This is a genomic window from Enterobacter adelaidei, from assembly GCF_041937165.1.
Taxonomy (GTDB): domain Bacteria; phylum Pseudomonadota; class Gammaproteobacteria; order Enterobacterales; family Enterobacteriaceae; genus Enterobacter; species Enterobacter adelaidei.
The window spans coordinates 151,805-169,540 of sequence record NZ_CP154354.1; the positions used below are offsets into that span (position 1 = coordinate 151,805).

The 17,736-nt window shown below is 42.8% G+C and carries 16 protein-coding genes; 8 read left to right on the forward strand and 8 right to left on the reverse strand.

All coding sequences use genetic code 11. From position 1 onward, the window contains the following. Window positions 1–28 precede the first annotated feature (28 nt). From AAHF05_RS23300 to AAHF05_RS23315, 4 genes are all read left to right on the forward strand, one after another. The gene (locus AAHF05_RS23300; RefSeq protein ID WP_000537761.1) at window positions 29–397 is read left to right on the forward strand and encodes a hypothetical protein; all 369 of its coding nucleotides are present in this window, start codon (window positions 29–31) and stop codon (window positions 395–397) included. Window positions 398–829: 432 nt separating this feature from the next. After that, window positions 830–1,129, forward strand: a complete 300-nt coding sequence (locus tag AAHF05_RS23305; RefSeq protein ID WP_000442693.1) for a hypothetical protein — start codon at window positions 830–832, stop codon at window positions 1,127–1,129. A gap of 356 nt (window positions 1,130–1,485) precedes the next feature. Then, complete coding sequence (locus AAHF05_RS23310; protein ID WP_001091367.1) at window positions 1,486–1,770, forward strand: hypothetical protein; 285 nt, start codon at window positions 1,486–1,488, stop codon at window positions 1,768–1,770. A 65-nt stretch (window positions 1,771–1,835) separates the two neighbouring features. Then, window positions 1,836–2,189, forward strand: coding sequence for a hypothetical protein (locus AAHF05_RS23315; protein ID WP_000210769.1), 354 nt, complete (start codon window positions 1,836–1,838; stop codon window positions 2,187–2,189). Between the two features lie 286 nt (window positions 2,190–2,475). Here the strand turns inward: AAHF05_RS23315 and AAHF05_RS23320 are convergent, their stop codons facing one another. The 8 genes from AAHF05_RS23320 to mobI are packed head-to-tail and all read right to left on the reverse strand — an operon-like array spanning window position 2,476 to window position 12,618. Further along, complete coding sequence (locus AAHF05_RS23320) at window positions 2,476–3,207, reverse strand: nuclease-related domain-containing protein (protein WP_000338612.1); 732 nt, start codon at window positions 3,205–3,207, stop codon at window positions 2,476–2,478. Window position 3,208: 1 nt separating this feature from the next. Beyond that, window positions 3,209–4,390 carry a S49 family peptidase gene (locus AAHF05_RS23325; protein WP_000952985.1) on the reverse strand — a complete coding sequence of 394 codons (1,182 nt, stop codon included), beginning with the start codon at window positions 4,388–4,390 and terminating at the stop codon, window positions 3,209–3,211. A gap of 10 nt (window positions 4,391–4,400) precedes the next feature. Next, complete coding sequence (locus AAHF05_RS23330) at window positions 4,401–5,063, reverse strand: DUF4400 domain-containing protein (RefSeq protein ID WP_000718549.1); 663 nt, start codon at window positions 5,061–5,063, stop codon at window positions 4,401–4,403. Beyond that, complete coding sequence (locus AAHF05_RS23335) at window positions 5,050–6,159, reverse strand: hypothetical protein (protein ID WP_000343600.1); 1,110 nt, start codon at window positions 6,157–6,159, stop codon at window positions 5,050–5,052. The genes AAHF05_RS23330 and AAHF05_RS23335 overlap by 14 nt, the downstream gene beginning before the upstream one ends. Continuing rightward, entirely contained in the window at window positions 6,159–8,243 is a 2,085-nt protein-coding gene (gene traD, locus AAHF05_RS23340; protein WP_001284073.1) for a conjugative transfer system coupling protein TraD, read from the reverse strand. Before traD ends, AAHF05_RS23335 begins: the two co-directional genes overlap by 1 nt. After that, complete coding sequence (mobH, locus tag AAHF05_RS23345; RefSeq protein ID WP_001011152.1) at window positions 8,243–11,389, reverse strand: MobH family relaxase; 3,147 nt, start codon at window positions 11,387–11,389, stop codon at window positions 8,243–8,245. Before mobH ends, traD begins: the two co-directional genes overlap by 1 nt. A gap of 9 nt (window positions 11,390–11,398) precedes the next feature. Further along, window positions 11,399–12,136 (reverse strand): hypothetical protein, encoded by a 738-nt coding sequence (locus AAHF05_RS23350; protein WP_033487927.1) that lies wholly within the window; start codon window positions 12,134–12,136, stop codon window positions 11,399–11,401. Continuing rightward, window positions 12,133–12,618, reverse strand: coding sequence for a conjugative transfer protein MobI(A/C) (mobI, locus tag AAHF05_RS23355; RefSeq protein WP_000071885.1), 486 nt, complete (start codon window positions 12,616–12,618; stop codon window positions 12,133–12,135). The genes AAHF05_RS23350 and mobI overlap by 4 nt, the downstream gene beginning before the upstream one ends. A 759-nt stretch (window positions 12,619–13,377) precedes the next feature. Between mobI and AAHF05_RS23360 the strand changes: the two genes are divergently transcribed. From AAHF05_RS23360 to trhH, 4 genes are all read left to right on the forward strand, one after another. Beyond that, window positions 13,378–14,178: a hypothetical protein gene (locus tag AAHF05_RS23360; RefSeq protein WP_000004208.1), complete on the forward strand. Its 801-nt coding sequence runs from the start codon at window positions 13,378–13,380 to the stop codon at window positions 14,176–14,178. A 1-nt stretch (window position 14,179) separates the two neighbouring features. Continuing rightward, window positions 14,180–14,692: a hypothetical protein gene (locus AAHF05_RS23365; RefSeq protein WP_001140952.1), complete on the forward strand. Its 513-nt coding sequence runs from the start codon at window positions 14,180–14,182 to the stop codon at window positions 14,690–14,692. 591 nt (window positions 14,693–15,283) lie between these two features. Next, a complete protein-coding gene (locus tag AAHF05_RS23370; protein ID WP_000196727.1) occupies window positions 15,284–16,330 on the forward strand; it encodes a thioredoxin family protein in 1,047 nt (348 codons plus the stop codon). Further along, on the forward strand, window positions 16,320–17,735 hold the full coding sequence (gene trhH, locus AAHF05_RS23375; RefSeq protein WP_001257292.1) for an IncHI-type conjugal transfer protein TrhH: 1,416 nt from the start codon (window positions 16,320–16,322) through the stop codon (window positions 17,733–17,735). The genes AAHF05_RS23370 and trhH overlap by 11 nt, the downstream gene beginning before the upstream one ends. The last annotated feature ends 1 nt before the right edge of the window (window position 17,736 follow it).

Below are 17,736 nucleotides of genomic sequence, written 5' to 3' on the forward strand. Positions count from 1 at the left end.
ATACGAACGATAGTAATGGAGTTTCTTAATGGGCGTTGATATCTGCTGGCGATTTCAAAGGGAAGAAAAGCCTGGTAAATGGATTAATTTATCAAGCAATTATAAAGGGGACCGATCATATCTCCACTTTGCCTGGCTCGGATTTGATGTAGATCGTGAAAGGGCGAGCACATCAGCAGTTTTTATCCACGCATTACGCGGATTACCTGATGATATACCGTCCGAAGATGATGATTTATTCGGTGAACATTCATACTCATGGCTGACTTCGGAAGAAATTTTGTCAGCCATACCACCCGATAACGCCGGAGAGGTGATCCAGGAATTTGTCGAAGAAGTAAAGCGTCTCCACGTGGAGAACGGCAGCGTCCGTTTCGTCTTTGGATTTGAAGGGTAACCCGTAAGAAAGTAGCTATCTTACCCGGCTAGGTCTCCAATCTCTCAGATGCTCAAAGAGGGCCGGGCATGGTGCCCACACATCCCCTACCATTCCGATTTGATATTCGTCTAATACACCCTTTAAAGAAAACAAGCAGACGGCAATGAGACGTCGGATTAGCGTCAGCAAATATGAGACGTCAGTAGTCGATGTTTGTCCTGCGGAACGTGAATCTGTTTACAAGGGGTAAAGCCGTACCATCCATGAGGGCTCAGAGAGCCGGGGTCTCCTCCAGATCACTGGAAGTTATTGACTCTGGCAGGCCTATCCCTATGACTTTTTCCCGGATGGCAAATTAAGAGCGAACAGGGCCAAATTAGTACTCTTTTCTAAACGGAAATACTGAATCACCCTGATATAACTGGTCTCTCACAAGACAGGAGATCATCAATGGAACGTGTAATATTTTCAGTAATCTTTTTTATGATGCTGGGCGTACCTTTTTACCTTCTTTATAAAATTGCCCGGGACATTTTTGGTACCGCCGGTGCTGGTGAGCCTGCACAATTGCCTCAGGGCAAGCAAAGACGCTCAGGAGGCGCTGGTTCGGGTTCGATCTGGCAAGGACACCATCTACAGGGGAGCAGCCATTTGAACCCCCTCGGAGGTGATTGTAATGGTGAAAATAGCATAGCTGGTGGTTGTGATGGTGGCGGTGGAGGAGGTGACGGAGGTGGTGGTGGTGACTGATAGCCTGCAACTTTAACTATCAGGATGAAACCCATGTCCAGCAACCGGAAAAAGAATTCATTTCAACCGAAAAGCCCTGCCTTAAAGTGAAGCGTATTAAACGTGAAGGATGCTGAATTAGAGGGTATCGGTTTTATACTGAAGCGTAACTGGAAGAAGGATCTGAAATTAACTATTACGGAAAAGTAACTTTCTGACTCACCACGTACGCCCCTCGGTTATGCCATACAGTTTGATACGAAAACAGATCAGTAAGTAGATTGCTATACGCCGGAGAGAAGTCTATTTTTCATGCACCGAACCTGTTTGGCCTGCAATGGAAGCAGGTATAATAATCACATACAAAGGAGGGCATTATGAATACATTTTTATACGTGCTTTTGGCCTGGATTGTTGTGCTTTTTATCGCCAACAAACTGCTCGCAAGACGTAAGCCCAATACGGTTAAAATCCTGGTACAGCGCAACGGGAAAGCCGCAGAGGTTGATGCTGTAGTGGTTCAGGGTTCAAAGAGAGCTAACAACAGTTCTGTTGCGGACAGCGACGCGGTAGATAGTTATTTTGAAATGAATCCTTACTCCCGCGAAAACCAGGCGAATGGTTGGGCTATGCTGGCCAGAGACGATGACCAGCTTAAATAATCAGTTGAGTGTGATGTGTAAAGCAGCTTAAAACTCTAAATGGACGAACAGGGGAGGTGACAAAGATGACAACCAATACAACAACGACCACCTACCGCTCAGAAGAAATCGTGCCGTTCAGACGGCCCAAAGGGGATCTGGATAGTCGGTATATGCCTCAGGTGTATGCAATGGTGCGGAACTGGGCAAGTAACCCTGCTCAATATGGTGAGGGTGTACTGGCCTCCTACCGCCAACCGGCAGTAAACCTTGCCTACCAGGTAAAAGGAACTCGTGTTGTTTTAATTCTGGTACCAGTAGAGTGCGAGCCACCTGGAGTGATAATGACGGAAACAGTCCTGTGGCCGTCACTATCACTTGTAGAAGTCTTGCAGACCTTGCAGGAGGCCTGGCAAAATATTCCGGCGTTAAACCCCTGACGACTTCTGTCAATATCACCGGCTAGTGATTTACCTCTCTGCTGGTGGTCAGCCCGCCTAAGTTCAAATTATCTCTTTCTAAATTAGCCCGGATAAAAATCGGTCCCTCTAAAATAGCCTGCCCTGAGTAGGCTACGTCATACAAAGCGTTGGCCAGTCACCAGCTGGCTGGTGGCCATAATGCTCCACAGGATAAACCGTATCAGAACTACGCAAAGAAAAAGCCCCAACAATTTACCGATGGGGCCTTTTGCAGACATTTTACAGCCTTACCAATGATAGAGCGCTAAGGCTTCTGCTTAGTGAACAGACTTGCCCACAGATAATGGATAAAGTTGAGCAGAATGTATGTTACTCGTTGCTCGAATTTCATCGGGGCTTTGTACTTTGTCGTTATGTTATGAATATGAGTAAGGTCCGTATAGAGCCCTGGCGACTTCCTTGTTGACTTCAACACCGAACAGATGTGCTGAACAGACTCCGGTGTGAACAACCGTAGCCCTCGTCGTTGTTTGACTTTATGGATAAAATCGTCCATCCCCATACATAACCATTCCGGCTTGATGCCATCAAACTTACAACGTCCGTTTATGATGACGACATTGATACATTCCAGTTCTCTAGCCTTAAGAGCAGACTGAATAGCCCTGATGTGCCCCTGGTTTTGCTTAAACGGGTTCTGCAACTTGAGGGTTCGGGACTGAGTCCATTTCCGCCAGTGGCTTTCCTCCAGAGTACCGTAGAGCTTGCCTACGTAGTTTTTCTGCTCTATGACGTATATACCATGTGGGGCTACGAGAATGTGATCAACCTGCGTAGTGCTATGAGCCGACAACTGAAAGGTGAGATCACTAAGTAGCCCCTGAGCTTCTTCAGGAAGCCCAGATTCAATTGCCTTTGCAGTCCGCCGTTCCGCTATGGCAGAGGTCATAAATCCCAACAGACACAGCAACACGACGAAAATAAGGATAATGAAAGCTACCCCCGTAATGCTCCACAGCAGATTGAAAGCATCCATGTTACCTCACAGAGGGGTAGCTGGTGGCATTAACAGATTCTACTAAGCGGGTAGTGGTACCGGTAAGGCTCTCAATATTTGAAGACAGGCTCATCAGCATGCCGAGTGCAGAACGGAGATTACGATGAGGCTCATTGTAGTTTTTGAACGTGTCAGTGGAGTACATTTTTGAAAGACGTGTACGGATCTCTACTGACGTAAGATCTCCATCCACCAGGCCGTACTTAACTGCCTGAGGTGTTGGCCATACACGGCCTGAATAGAGAGAAACAGCATCGGCATCATGACGCGAGAGAAGCTTTTTACCCCGTCCAAGTTCAACATCAGTTATAAATTTTTCATGCATCGTGTTCAGGATCTCCTTCTGCATGAACTCCCTCGTTGAATCGGACAATGGGTGGAAGGGGTCAAGAGCATCTTTGAACTCACCGGCCGTAAGGGGCTCATTCTTGACGCCTACTGTGCTCATGATCTCTGACAGATTCCAGTGGTCCATACGCACACCGATAGAACCGATCAGGGCATTACTGTCGGCATAAATTGCATCAGCGGGCGATACCGCGTAATAGCATGCGGATGCGCATATGCCTTTCACACTAACGATGATTGGTTTATATGAGTCTGCGATATCAGAGAAAAAACGACCGGTACCGCTGGAGAGTACTTCGAGGGAGTTTTGCTTCGACCGTGCTTCATCGCCACGTTCTGTGCTCCCGGTTTTGTTACTCTTGTCAGCGGCTACAGATGAAAGAGAGCCACCGGCATCTGATACGCGTTCAATCTGTGGCTGGTGGTTTTTAAGCGCGTTTATCTGGCGGTAAATAATGATGGCGTCAGAGGGACCACCACCACCTGACTCTGCCTCGATAATAACTGCTTTGGCATGGGGATTATTGTAAGCTTTGGCAAGAGCTGTTGCGATCACTGTTCCATCGCCCGTTTCCGAGCCGGTACCCATCTCGCCAGAAATCCGTATTACAGCTATATGGTCTTTCTTCCCTTCAGCGTCCTGCCATTGTTCGTAAAGATTGTAGAAAGAAAACCCTACAGCGGTCATGGCAATTAGCGACATAGCAACTTTTGCCGTGGTATGAATGCGAAACATCTTATAAAAACGGTCAGCGTTATCATTGAGCGATTCTTTGATATTTGTAGGGGACTTCCTTTTTTTACTGCTTAACATCTGACCACCTTTACATGAGTTTTTGAAAGTTAGACCACAAGCGATTCAATGCAATTCCCAGTATCAATAAAGCGACTGGTGGGAAAAGTTGAGCGATATTGTTAAATAGTGACATATTTGGCATGACCAGGTAGACCATCGTTAAAGCACTGATCACCCAAAATGCTCGAAACCAAATACGATAAAACTGAACTGTAACCTTACCAAATACGTACCTCTTCAATTTCCACTGGTACATTCCATCTGCTAGCATGGCAAATAGATAGGGCAGAAAAACGATTAGCCACCCCAGGATTAAGTTCCACCGGAAAATGGACTGATAAAGTAAGAGGGGTATGTTTTTGGCCATAGTGTAATTAATAGAGGTAAATTTTTCAGCAACAATGTTAATACCTCTGGCTGGTTTTTTGGTGTCAGGGATCAGAATAGTATTCAGATAGTCAATTAACTTATAGTCATGTACCAACCAATTTAAAGTCGCTTCACTATTTGCAATGACAGACTTCCAACGGTCATTTGATATGATGGACCGGCTTGCATTAACCTCCTGAGTAATCTGATATTTGAGCTCCTCAGTATTCTGGAAAGCCAAGCTGTAACCAAAATAAATGACCATGCCAAAAAAAAGCATTGTTCTGAGCACTGCTGCCCTGCTTGTATTATCCGCAGCCATTGCTTTCCCTCCATTCACGAAAAAGAGCTAGCCTCTGATCGTGATTGCAATAGTTGTTACGCCACATCGTCGGGATACCCAGGAGCCAGTGGTACTGTTTAGGTATGATTTGGTCGATGAGGCTTAACTCCGCCAGTTCTTTATGCTCTGCGCTTTTCCACTCGATCTGTCCCACATCAGGAACAAATACAGCGGTCCTTGCTTTTGCGGCCTGGCGGGAAAATTCTATAAAGTTGATGCCCCACGGCGTCCAGTATCTGTACTGCTCGTTTAGGCCGATGTTAAACACCGGCAGAGAAAGAGTTGAGTCGGCAAAAGCCGAAATCACATTTTTGCAGACTCTTGGACTATCTATTTTTTCCTGTTCGGTTTTGAGATGAGTCAGCAGTGCACGGTCAATAATGCTGTTAAAGGTGTTTGTATAAAGGCCATTAGGGTCAGGAAGCTGATCTATGGCAGTAATGATTTTAAATTTTAACCGAGAAAGAAAGGGAGAGTCCTCAATAGTAACTATATGACTATGTGTTGTTTCTGGATGAATCTGGGGTTTGATGCGCTGTACTTGTTTAAAAGAGACACTACCTGGCAAATTAATGAATGCGCCCACCGTGCGTGTTAAATCGACGAAATAAGGCAAAAGATAACAACCAAGCATACGGGCATTCTTTTTTACAAGATCACACCGTACGTCATTGTTATCGAAAGAAATACGGAAACTAACGAATTTACGTTCAGGACCTTCGCTGGTGGTCAGTGATTGAATCCATTCATGGCATGATCCTTGTGGTACCGACCAGTAGCTGGTTTCACGGTCCCCAAAGGGATCAGTCGTGATCAACTCTCCCTTTAAAAGGAAAAGCTCAGACAGGGTATTTGCCATGGAGAATAGGGAATCGATATCGTTGCTCTGACAAAATTTTCCCAAATGATGAAACGCGTTTTTTTCTATCATAGTTAGCCGATCTCGAACTTCCTGAGAATCTGCGTACTTTAAACCCAAAGACTGAAAGCGCCTTTTTACGAGCGAGCGACATTTGCTGACTTTTAGTGCAGAGCTTAAAATTTGCTGGCGCGTCAGGACAATTTTTTCATCCATCAATGCAACTTCCTTAGAAATTTATTAAGATTTTTGATATCGAGATTTTGACGCAAAGTAACTTTTCCGGCCTTCTTGAAAAGCATTTCCGACAGAGTTGTGTTTGGCTTCATTTGTTTCTCAGCAACAGCAATAGGGATTTGGCCTACAACCTTCCTGCCATCTTGAAGCCTGGCAACTATGTGAAACATAGGGACCTGACCCAAGAGATCCTTTGGAATACTCTCTTCTAAAGTTGTCTGCTTTCTTTCTGAGATTGAACCTGAGAAGTTATTATGCGGCAAAGATGTTTCTGAACCGGTCGTATAAGTGACCATATTTGTGCTTATCGCACTCTTACCAAAGTTCTCTACAACAAGCGTCTGAGTAGGAGTATCGTTGACTCGCAAGCTTATATAATTGTTGCAGAGCCCCGTAATTCGATTGGCAGTTTCAACACTTGCCGCAGCAATAAAGTCGGAGATGGTTTGGGTGCAAATAAACAGTGCAATTTTCGCTGCACGACCCTGCGCCAGAAGGTTAATCATAGGGTTGTTAATGGCTGAGTGTGCCTCATCAACAAAAATACTTATCCTGGAATTAGCTGACATATCACCATCTTGAGCGTTGTAGCGACTACCGGCACAGGAGGTCAGATCTGACATTATTAATTGAGAAATAGCAGCTGCTGTATCGGGGTTTGAAAGGCCATCAAGCGAAATGTATAGCACCCCGCCAGTGCTGAACATCCCTTCGCTTGTTACAATTTCTCTTGATGATACTGAGTTCGGGTTAGGAGATAAAAGCTCATTTAAAGGTTTTTCAATGAGCATATCGAAAACAGGCATAATACCTGCGGTCATTTTAGCCATATGCTCTGGGTCGGACATTGAGTAATCAATAAGCTGGGAAACAGTATCTAACCAGTCTATTTGTTCGGACCCCTCGTAATTCATGAAATGAGCCGTAAACCATTCAGCGAGACGCTTGAAACGTACCGGCAAGGTATCGTTAGCGACGTACTTAACTTTTTCGGTCCAGACATCGTAACCATAATATCTCGCGTAACATGACTCCATTACCTTGACTGTAAGATTCACAATAGACATGTGGCTTTTCATGTTCTTGTGAATCAGATAAATAGAAGGCTTTTTCTCTATGTAAGAAAGCCCGGAAATCACATTGGAAACGAGAGCCTTGGCATACTGAACGAATGGGTTAACCTCACCGGGAACTGTCACCAAGCTCAAAAGACGAGATGTTAGGTCAGAAACATTAGTATAGGTGTTGCAGACATCAATACAGACCGAAGATGCTGGCTGGCCAGGATGAAATTTATAGAAAGGAAGACCGAGGGTCTTAGCCTCTTCCATTAGAGATTCTCGCCACTCTGCATCGTTCTTTGGATCTATGACAACAACAACATGACCAAGATGAAGCATGCTAATGCTTAGTAAACGCTGTAGCACCGTTTTCCCGGTACCCACGTTTCCGGTTATCAGAGTATGACCAAACCAATTGTCTTCAGTTACAAATATGGGTTCCCTACGTTCCACAGCAAAAATTGCATTGCTGCCGCCCATCTTACGAGCCATTGCGTCAAAATGTCTCTTAATTGGGTTGAAGACGAATGGCAACTCGATCTCACGTTTATCACTGGAGAGGTTAGCTATTTGATATGCCCGATCCGCATGTTCCGGACCCCACTCAAACCCATCACAAAAATAGGACTTTCGCTCGGGTATATCCTTATTTTTATTTTGATAATCCTGAACCAGTTGACGATACTTTCGCTCATTGGAGAAAAAGTTACTTTTGTTAATTACACGCAGTGAATCAAGACTAACGAACATGAAATGTCGCTTGAATACACGCCAATGAGCCATCAAAAATGGCGCTGCTGTTTTGCAACGATAAAGGCACAGCAAAAAAAGCAATATTGAGGTGAACAGAACTATTGGGGCGATGTCCAGTCCGTCTGAAGAAAGTCCCATATAAAGCATAGAAACCGAACAAATCAAAAGTATTGAGGCACTACGATACTCAAGAATAGGCCGATAAAAATTCTCTTGTGCATGGAGGTTAGTCCTCTTCGAATCTGACATTATAGGTTCCCAGCCTCTTTCAGGTTATTGATAATTCGTTCAATGTCCACTTTCGCCCGGTCTGATGCGGCCAGCAAAGTAGGCATGTTAAATGCATGGCATTTTGTATTGATCACAGCACCAGAATTAACGAGGTACTGAGGAAGCTTATTGAAAAGATCTTGAGCCTCTAACTGCGACCCAAATTTTTCCACGCAAGATTGGGTCAGATAGAGAGTATTAGGAGTACTTACCATAAATCTGTTTTTGCGCTTTCTTTTAAACGCCACCTCCATTTTGGACAGAATTTGATGCAGTACTAACGCAATTTCTACAAATTCAAGCTCTGTAACGTCACCTTCGCTTATAAGCGAGAATTCACCATTTTGGTCTGATTCAGTAGATGCAAAGACTTTACTGTTCAGATTGTGACCAGAAACAGGTGATGCTGGTTTTTGTACTTCTGCTTTGTCCGATGATTTATTCCGGTTGCGCTTGGGATTTTGTTTTTCTACCGGTGCTGTTGGGGCGAACAGTCTGGCCAGTGCTGGCGAAAGATGATGCCCCTTAGCGTCTGTGGGCGCATGCTCTCCATTTGATTCTTCAAGTACAGGAGGTAAGGCGGGCTCTTCACTTGCCATCACACTGGTTGCGGCTGCTTCGGTCTGGGAATACACAACTTCAGCTGGTGGTGGGCAGTTACCCTCAGTATCTGGTTCTGAGTTTTCTTGTCCTACAGAAACATCCATAGAGCGTTCATTCGTACCCTGGGGATCAGCGTTCTGTTCTCGGTTAAGTTCTGGTAATTCTGACGGCTCGGAGAGAAGCTTTTCATTATGGACCGAAGAGCTTGTTGCACAACTACCGACTTCTGGCCGAGAAACACTAAGCTGTGAGAAATCGGTATAATCAATGATCTCATGCTCTTCATCTTCTTTCTCAAAAAGATGTTGATAATGTTCATATTCCACAGCCTCAGTTTTCAGCGGACCAGTCGCGGATGCACTATCGGTTCCATGATATTCCACGTCGCCAGAATGTTCTTCGACTGCATTTACACGTGGGGGAGGCAGCTCAAGCGTTTGCTTTGGACGTGGGGCAGAGTTTTCAACAGAAGACTCATCATTAATCACTAATGCCTGATACATAGAAGTATTGAAAAGTGACTTTAAAGTTGTTGGCCTTCTTGGCTCATGATAGGTGAGCTGGAACCCGGCGCAGTTATCGCCGAGCTGGACTAAACGCAGATCGTCAATGTCCCTTACTATCCACATTCCATCGAGAGAGCCTTCTCTGAATGTCAGTTGGAAATAGGGCTCTTCACTGAATGCTTTTTCATCTAATCCCGGCAGCAATGCCATAGTGGTATCTATGTTGAGGTAGGGGACAGCATCAACACACACTATATAGTCATTGGAAAGTGGAGCGCTTAAAAGGAGTTCATGAAGTTGGTTGACCAGGACATGGGATTCCGTGTCCTTTGCCGATTCATCTTCACTTTCTTCTATATCAGGAATGACAGGATCAGCTGCTTCCTCACCCTCAGATTTAACTATCTGCGTGTCATTATCAATTTCATTATCACTTTCGGCTTTCTTCTCAAAATCGTCGGATGAGCCTTCATTTTTCTTAGAATGTATATCAACATCAATAGAGGCAGAGGAGCGGCCTAAATCATTAACCTTAAGAACAGCCGTCTCAACAGTATCAGTAATTTTAGTTATAACGTCCCGACCGGGCACTGGTCTTCTGTATTCAGTAACTGTTTTTTGCTCGTCAATGTAAATAAAGTCTTTATTGGCATTAACGCTAAAAAGACCCGGCACTGAGTCAGGGATTTTATAGGAATCAAAGATTAAACCAATCCACCTTAGCTTAAGAAGGTTATAGAATTCTAGTTTCCCTATCCCATTTCTAAAGATGTTTGATATTTCGTTTTCCGAATAGATACCCGGAATGAAGTAGTGAACGACACGCTCATCATCATAGGGCTCGACGTAACCACGTTGAACTAGGGATTCTACCAATACGGTCTTACCAGCCTCTCCCTGAGGGAAGTTATATTTATGTAATTCGAAATCATTGAGAACAAAATCAAGGAATGCGTTCTCGTTAAGGTATACCTCACCATTTACGATAATGATGTGCATAGGCTTAGCATTGTAATTGTTGATATTGATACTGGTAAAGTTGTGCTTGATGGTACTAATGGCCCTTGCTGCTGCATCATTAGAACGCAGACCCATGATAGGGTCACGTAAAACATTAAGGTCTGTACCAGTAGAATAGAAATCAGCGGTCCTCACGCATTTAGACAAAAAGTCATTCCCATCAGTATAAACGTTTAGGGCGGTGATCATTTTTGAATAAACACGTTCTTTATTTACCCGATCCAAAAATGCAAGACATACCGGGTTTAGGATTCGCTCAAGGAAAACGCTGGACCAGATATTATGTTGATTATGAATACGCTTTCGCCAGTGGATTTCGTATTCAACCACGTCATTTTCACGTGCCCAGTCAAGAAGACTTTGTGAGCTTGGCGTCCAAATGATCGGACTAGCTAAATTCAGGCTTACAATGTCGAGATCGTAAACCTTTCCGGCATCATGGACTAAACCACAGATAAACGCAGCATAGAGATATACTTTTCTACGGACTACTTCTTCATCTTGATATCCGATTGGTCTCAGTTCTGAGTGATGCGCATTTTTTAAAGAGAGTATGGCCACTTCCAGGCTGTGAGAAAGTAACCCACCAATACCATTATGATGATGATTTTCGGAAGCTGGCAAAAGATGTATCCAGCGAACATATTCAACCAAGGGCTTTAAAACTAAATTAGTAAATGTATATGCATCGTCCCTGATGTCGCTATCGCTGATAGCTAACATCATTGAAATTGAGTGCAGCTTTTCCCGATACAGAGACAGGATTGACTGTTCATTAAATGTCTGTATGCCCGTCGGACGAGTTGGATACTCGATGAATTTCAGGACTTCTGGATTTGGATGATCAGGAACAGTGTACTTCTGATCTCCTAGAATCTGCGCAAAAGGAGAGAGGCTTGATATATCCTCAATCATTACAGAGGTTGCATCATTCTCCTGAGATGAGAATATCCCCAAAATCCGTTTAATACATAAATACAGCGCCCTGAAATTCATCATCATACCTTATCGACGTTTGCCTGACATTTCGGCTGCAATGTATGCCTGCACACTTTTATATTGCATTACTTTGGTGATGAACTCTGCTGGACTGTATGGCCCATCCTTACGGCGAGAAACATTCAGAGTCTTTTTCACATTCTCAACATATAAATTAATACTCTTTATAATGTTGTGAGACATAACCGGATAGTCGCTTACAGCCAGTAAACCCAATGAGTTGTACTCATACATTGTGTTCATGAGCTGGTTCATCTCGAAGATGTACTTGTAAAACCTCATGGTGTTGTGGTTATTGAAGTTGAGTTGTACTGGTTCAAAACTGAAAGGTACAAACTGAGTTGATGACATGAATGAGTCATTCTTGTCGAACTCAATTGACTTAATATAAGCAACAAGATTTTCTTTCATCTTATTGTTTTCTTCATGCAGCTCGTTGAACCAATCCTGAATAGCCTGAACAAGGTCAGGATGTTTAACTGCATCAACCGTTTTAAAGAGAGAGGAAATAGCGATACTCACATCATCAAAACCTCTGATGACTGCTCCATTTCTGGCAGTTAAAAACCGGTTAAAGTCTGGGGTGCCGGGGTTAATAATAACTTTGGCCATACCCTGGTGCTCTGGTCTACGTTGAGTAGAAGTTTGAGCGTTTACGCCTTGCTTTTTATTTGAACCTTTTACCATTACATCTTTTGGTTCAATGTTAATACGCTCATTGTCCGTGATAATTGCGTCGTTCATTGTGCCACCTTAGTTTTTGAGTATTGACGGATTTTTCGTCCAAGTTCGATATATGCTGAATGATAGAGCTCAAGCATTTCTCTGTAAGGCTCCAGCAATGCTTCCGTTTCAGAAATCATTTCGTATTCCCAGCTGGCATGGTTTACAAAACAGTTCTTAGAATATTTTCCACTTTTCATTGGTTGCACCCGTTTTGACATGTGGCTAGGCGCTCTTGTTTTATAAGGGCTGAACTGATGCCAAGTGATCGTTACTTTTCTGGCATTACCAATTAGCTCAACTTTTGGTGCGTAAGAACCCAGGTACTCCCTCTTTGGAACTTTGCTATGTCGGGTAAGGTTAATCTCTTGGTGGTTTCGTTCCTTCCACTTGATCCAGTATTTTGTAATGAGATCTTCAGCCTCAACACGCAAACCTTCAATCTGAGCACGTAAATTTTTACGTGTTAGCTCTATAGAACTTATAAGATTTGAATTACTCATGACGCCTCCTGATGTGAAATTACTATACCGGAGGAAATTTCCGTTTTTTTTCACGAACAGAAGATTTTTGAATGCTCTTTGATGAGGGAATTGAACAGATGTAATGCACTCGCTGTTTCCCCCATTCGGGAGGGGCCTTCAGAAACAGTAACAGCGAGTTTAGCCTCACTTCCATCGCTACCCCCTAAAGTTACTTTTGACAGAATGACCATTGTGGATTATTGCTTTTGATAATGTGCATTGCTCTATTAAAGTTATACATATATCTAGTGCCACTTTTCCAAAAAAAATGACCCTATGGAACTTTGTCCATAGTGACACTTTTATAAAAAGTGACCCTATGACGACATTACATAGGGTCACTTTTCAAACATAAGTGACCCTATGTGAGGCATTCATAGGGTCACTTTTCTTTGTTTAGTGATCCTATGTAAGCATGAGGTTGATGAAAAGTAAAAATGTCAGTTTATGACGGTCAGTGAAAGACGTCGTTATTCTAATCCAACGTTGGGAGGGGCTGGATTTAGGTTTTTTTTTAATCGCTTCACATTTCGTTAGCATGCGCAGGAATTTTTGATAAAATTCTGGTTAGTTTGGTTAAAAAGTGTTACAAGTAAGCGGTGTGGTTGAAGGGATAGATTTAAGGCTTATTCAAGCCTTAAGAAAATACTAAAAGTTACTTTTCACCCTACCGAACACCTAACAAAAAATCCATGTTGAAGATTTGAACAATTGTAATGGCGCAAGGACAATCAGCACATGTCAGAATCTGATAATTTAACTCGTAGCTTACTCGGTAAACTTTTCCGCACTGAGATTTCGCTTATTCGTAGTTACCGTGCATTTTTAATGTTATTGCCTGTGCATGGATCTTCTGCATATCAAACTGGGACTCCTCTTCTCCAGCGTCGCCTATTTGGGAAAGGATTTAGTACAGCCGCTGATTTAGCTTTTGAAGTGGAAACACGTCCAGGTAGTTTTTTGGTTCCGCGTACACTCGGAAAGGAAATTACATGGGAGAGGTTTTTTTCTGCGGTCTTGGACGGTGATTCCAATGTAATTCGTGAATATGATACAAATGATATTGACTATGGTATTTACGATGCCGGTGAAAAAGTGACTTTTCTGAATGGTACAGTGGATATCTATAATCCCAAGAAGATTCATGAGTTGCGTTCTAAATGTGTTGATATACAGAATGACTACTTTATGCAGGTGTTCTTTATCTCAATGCTCGCACCAGAGTTTGTAAGTATTTTCTTTGGTTTAAAACCAACTACAGCTGATGCTATTAAAGACATTGGTTATTCATCGTTAAAAACAATTAACGATGTCGTTCTTTTCCCACGTACAATTGCTTTCTCACAAGGGCATATTGAAGAGAGTGTTTCACTTAAAACGAAAGTTTTTGCCTGGGCTTATGAATTGTCTGCTGACATCCGGTTAGGAAAAGTTAGTGATGATTTGATGGAACTATTACGTTATGACACTATGTTCACCAGTCACCGTCAGGATGTGTTCAACACTTTAACAAATAAAGTTATGTTAAAGGATTATTGATATGGCAAAGGTCGATCAAACAAAAGCTAATGCTCTATTGCGAGCAGCAAGAACTATGTCGCTTGGGGCAAATAAAAATACAATACGAATTTTGTACGGTAATCATGTTGCTGAAAATATCGATTTTGAGCCTGGTGCAAAAACAAAACTCAAAAAAGGTATCCGGGGCTGGAGCAAACGCACAGATAACCGCCGAGCCTTTTCTGCTGTTATTGATGTCGCAGTTAACTATTTTGGTTTTGATCCAATAAATCCGGAAGCGAGTTTTCGGCAAATTGACTTCAACCGAATAATGAGTGTCCTTCATAATCTGGGATACTTTGTATGCGCACCGGAAGTTAATAAAATAATAGAAATCCTTACTTCTATGAAAGAAATTGAAGAACTAGGTGCCTGCGAAAAATGTAAACGCCCATACATTGTGCCAGTGACAAATGATGCTCATTGTCCACGTTGCAGATTATCTTCAACTGCTTCAGCCATAGAGAGGTATTCTCAAGAAGAATTAGATTAAATTTAAAAAAGATATCGCGAAACTTGCCTTGTCTGAATCTAAATATTGACTTAAGTCAAATTCTGTTGTTTGCTTTACAATCAAATATTAGTTACAACTTAAATATCAACTCTTGACAAGTAAAGATATAATTTGATTTTTCTTTATTCAGTTTTTCTTCGTTCCAAAAATGTGCACCTTTTTTTCTGTTGAAAACGTAAAACTACTTAGGTTCTCAAAACCTTCTATGCATGACGACTTCTTAATCGCTTTCAATTAATATATTTTATATTCTTGTCTAAGTTCGCTTCTTTGATCCTTAGCTATTCCTTTTTTGAAATATAGAAACAGCATTACTTGTGATGATTTTTTTCAGCTCTAAATACACCTGTTTTCAAAGCAATATTTGCTTTTAGATATTCGATAAAACCATGTTTTTGTTACACCGGATTTTTGACAACGTGCAAGATGGATGATCTTTCCATCACCGAGACTATCTTCTTAGTCAGCACTCCTTTTCCGTCCTTTTCAACATAAAAACGACCATGCTATACGAGCTCTAACCTTTTTTTTGTATGCCATCATAACCGCATCAGAAAAGGAGAACGGTCTATGACTCGTATTGCATTAGCGCCTTCAAAGATGGTTTTGCTTATGTCTTTGGTAATTACTGGTGCCCACGCCAGCCCTGAGCAACCCCTAATAAAAGATACGCCCTTTGTATCTGGCCAGGCTTATAAGAAGGGTTTCTTCTGGTATGACGATCCTGCTAAAAAAAGCGAAGCTGAAGAAGAAGAGGTTTTGCCACCAACCGGTGCTGCTAGCTCGCCTTCAAAAGAGGAAATGGTAGATTTAAATTCAAAATGGCTAAAAGAGAATATGCCTCGACTGTTAACGCAGGCAATGGATAACCCTACCGCAGAAAATCTATCACGTTATTACACGGCGCAAAGGTTAATGCTGGATATCAGTACGCGTTTTTCTGACAAATCAAAAGATTATTTTCTTAAAAACCCGATGATGTCTGAAAAACGCAGGCAACCAGTGGAAAAGGTGGCACTGGATGCTCACCGCACTGTTGTTGAAAAAAATCAGCAAACGGTAATGAAAGATATCTTTACTAAGTCAGGTTTATTTTTCTTTTTCCAGAGTACTTGCCAGTTTTGCCACGAAGAAAGCCAAATACTTCAATTTATGCAGAACTATTATTCGGTAGATATTCTTCCAATCAGTATGGATGGAAGGCCATTGCATAATGGCCTTTTTCAGGATTTTAACATCCCCAACGCACAAATTATTGATCAATTTAAAATTCGAGAGGTACCTACAATTTTCCTGGTTTCAAAGGATGGGACATCAGCTCAGCGCATTAGTGAAGGCATGATCTCCGCTGATGAATTAAAGAACACTATTATACTTGCCGCGAAGGGCATGAATCTGATCGATGACGCTTCGTTCCAGTCAACTCTAGATATTAAAAGGCAATATACCATCGGCGATGATGGCGTTATTACCGTTAATAAATCCGAAATGGAATCAGACCCATTCCTACTTCAAAAAATAATGGACCAAAAACTCGAAGGCTATGACATGCCTACGGCCGATCCGGTCAATTATCTCAATGCTGGCGGCAGTTTTGGAGGCACTTATGCGCAGTAATGCCGTTTTCAACTTCAAAAAGTTACTTTTGTCTCTTTCTGTTTGTGCTGCAATTTTAGCCCCGACTGCAAATGCAGACAACGCAATGCGTAACATTTTCAATGGCATGATGACGTCTACCAGCCCGGCCACCTTTTCCACAGCAACCCGTACAGGCATAGTTGGCGGGTCAATGTCTTACCGAACAACAAACGTTAATACCAACCTTGTTTCCATGTCGTTTCCAAAAGCTTCTGTCGGTTGTAACGGTATTGACGTTTTTCTTGGGTCCTTCAGCATGATCAACGGGGACCAGCTTGTGCAGGTGGCCCGTGGTATTGCCCAGGGTGCGGCTATCTATGCTTTTAACGTTGCTGTTTCAGCTATTTGTGCTGACTGTGCTGCAACGATTAATGACATCCAAAACAAACTGCAAGCGCTAAATAAATTTGCGAAAGATTCATGCAATGCAACTTACTCTTTCCTTTCTGAAAACGTGGGTACGCCAAGCCAGTTCGCTAACTCAGTTAGCTCTGGACCAGCCTCAATTCTGGGATCGATTAATGGTCTTATTCCTGATTTTGGCTCATCGATGACAAAGTCACCTGAAGCTGTCACTTCTCAGGTTAAAGCAAAGGATCCCGAAGAGTTCGCTGAAAAATTCAGTGGTAACCTCTTCTATATGTCGTTCATGGATATTGATAAGGGAACGATGAACATCGGAGGGGTAACGGAGTTATCCGGTTATAAACTGGCAGAACAACTTATGTCTCTCGTAGGTACTGTCATTATCAACTGGGATAGCAAAGGCGAAAAAGCGGGAATGGAAGTCCGCCCGTCTACCATGACTGTCACGGATTACATCATGGGGCCACCAGCTGGCGGATCAATTAAAATGCTCAAGTGTTCTCCGGCACCAGATCCATCATCCCCACGAAAGGCTCAGTGCCTTGTCATGTCAGAAGTTAATGACGGTGGTTTTAAGGGATTGAAGGATACCATTTCTGATCTTCTTTTAAACGTACAGAAAAAAATCATCAACGACGTTCGTGTTTCAGATGATGAATTACGCATTATCTCCTATATCGGCATCCCGACCATTATCGACTCTTTGCAAACATTCGAAGCACCGGAAGGGTACGCATACATTCAGGACATCAGCACTATTGCTGCGACGAGCCTCGTAATCAACATGTTGCGCCAGGTTGAGGCCAAAATTTCAACCATGAGCATACCGAGTGAGTCGCTGTCGGGTAAAAGGGATGATCTCAACCGATTAACAGACAATCTCTCAAAACAGGTTAAAGCCGCCTATGAGCTATCGCACAGCCAGGTCGGTACCAGCTCGGACGTCATTTCAACCTGGGATAACCGTCGCCTGCAACGGAAGGCTTTCACTGAAAGTATTCGTGGCACACGTAACTGAG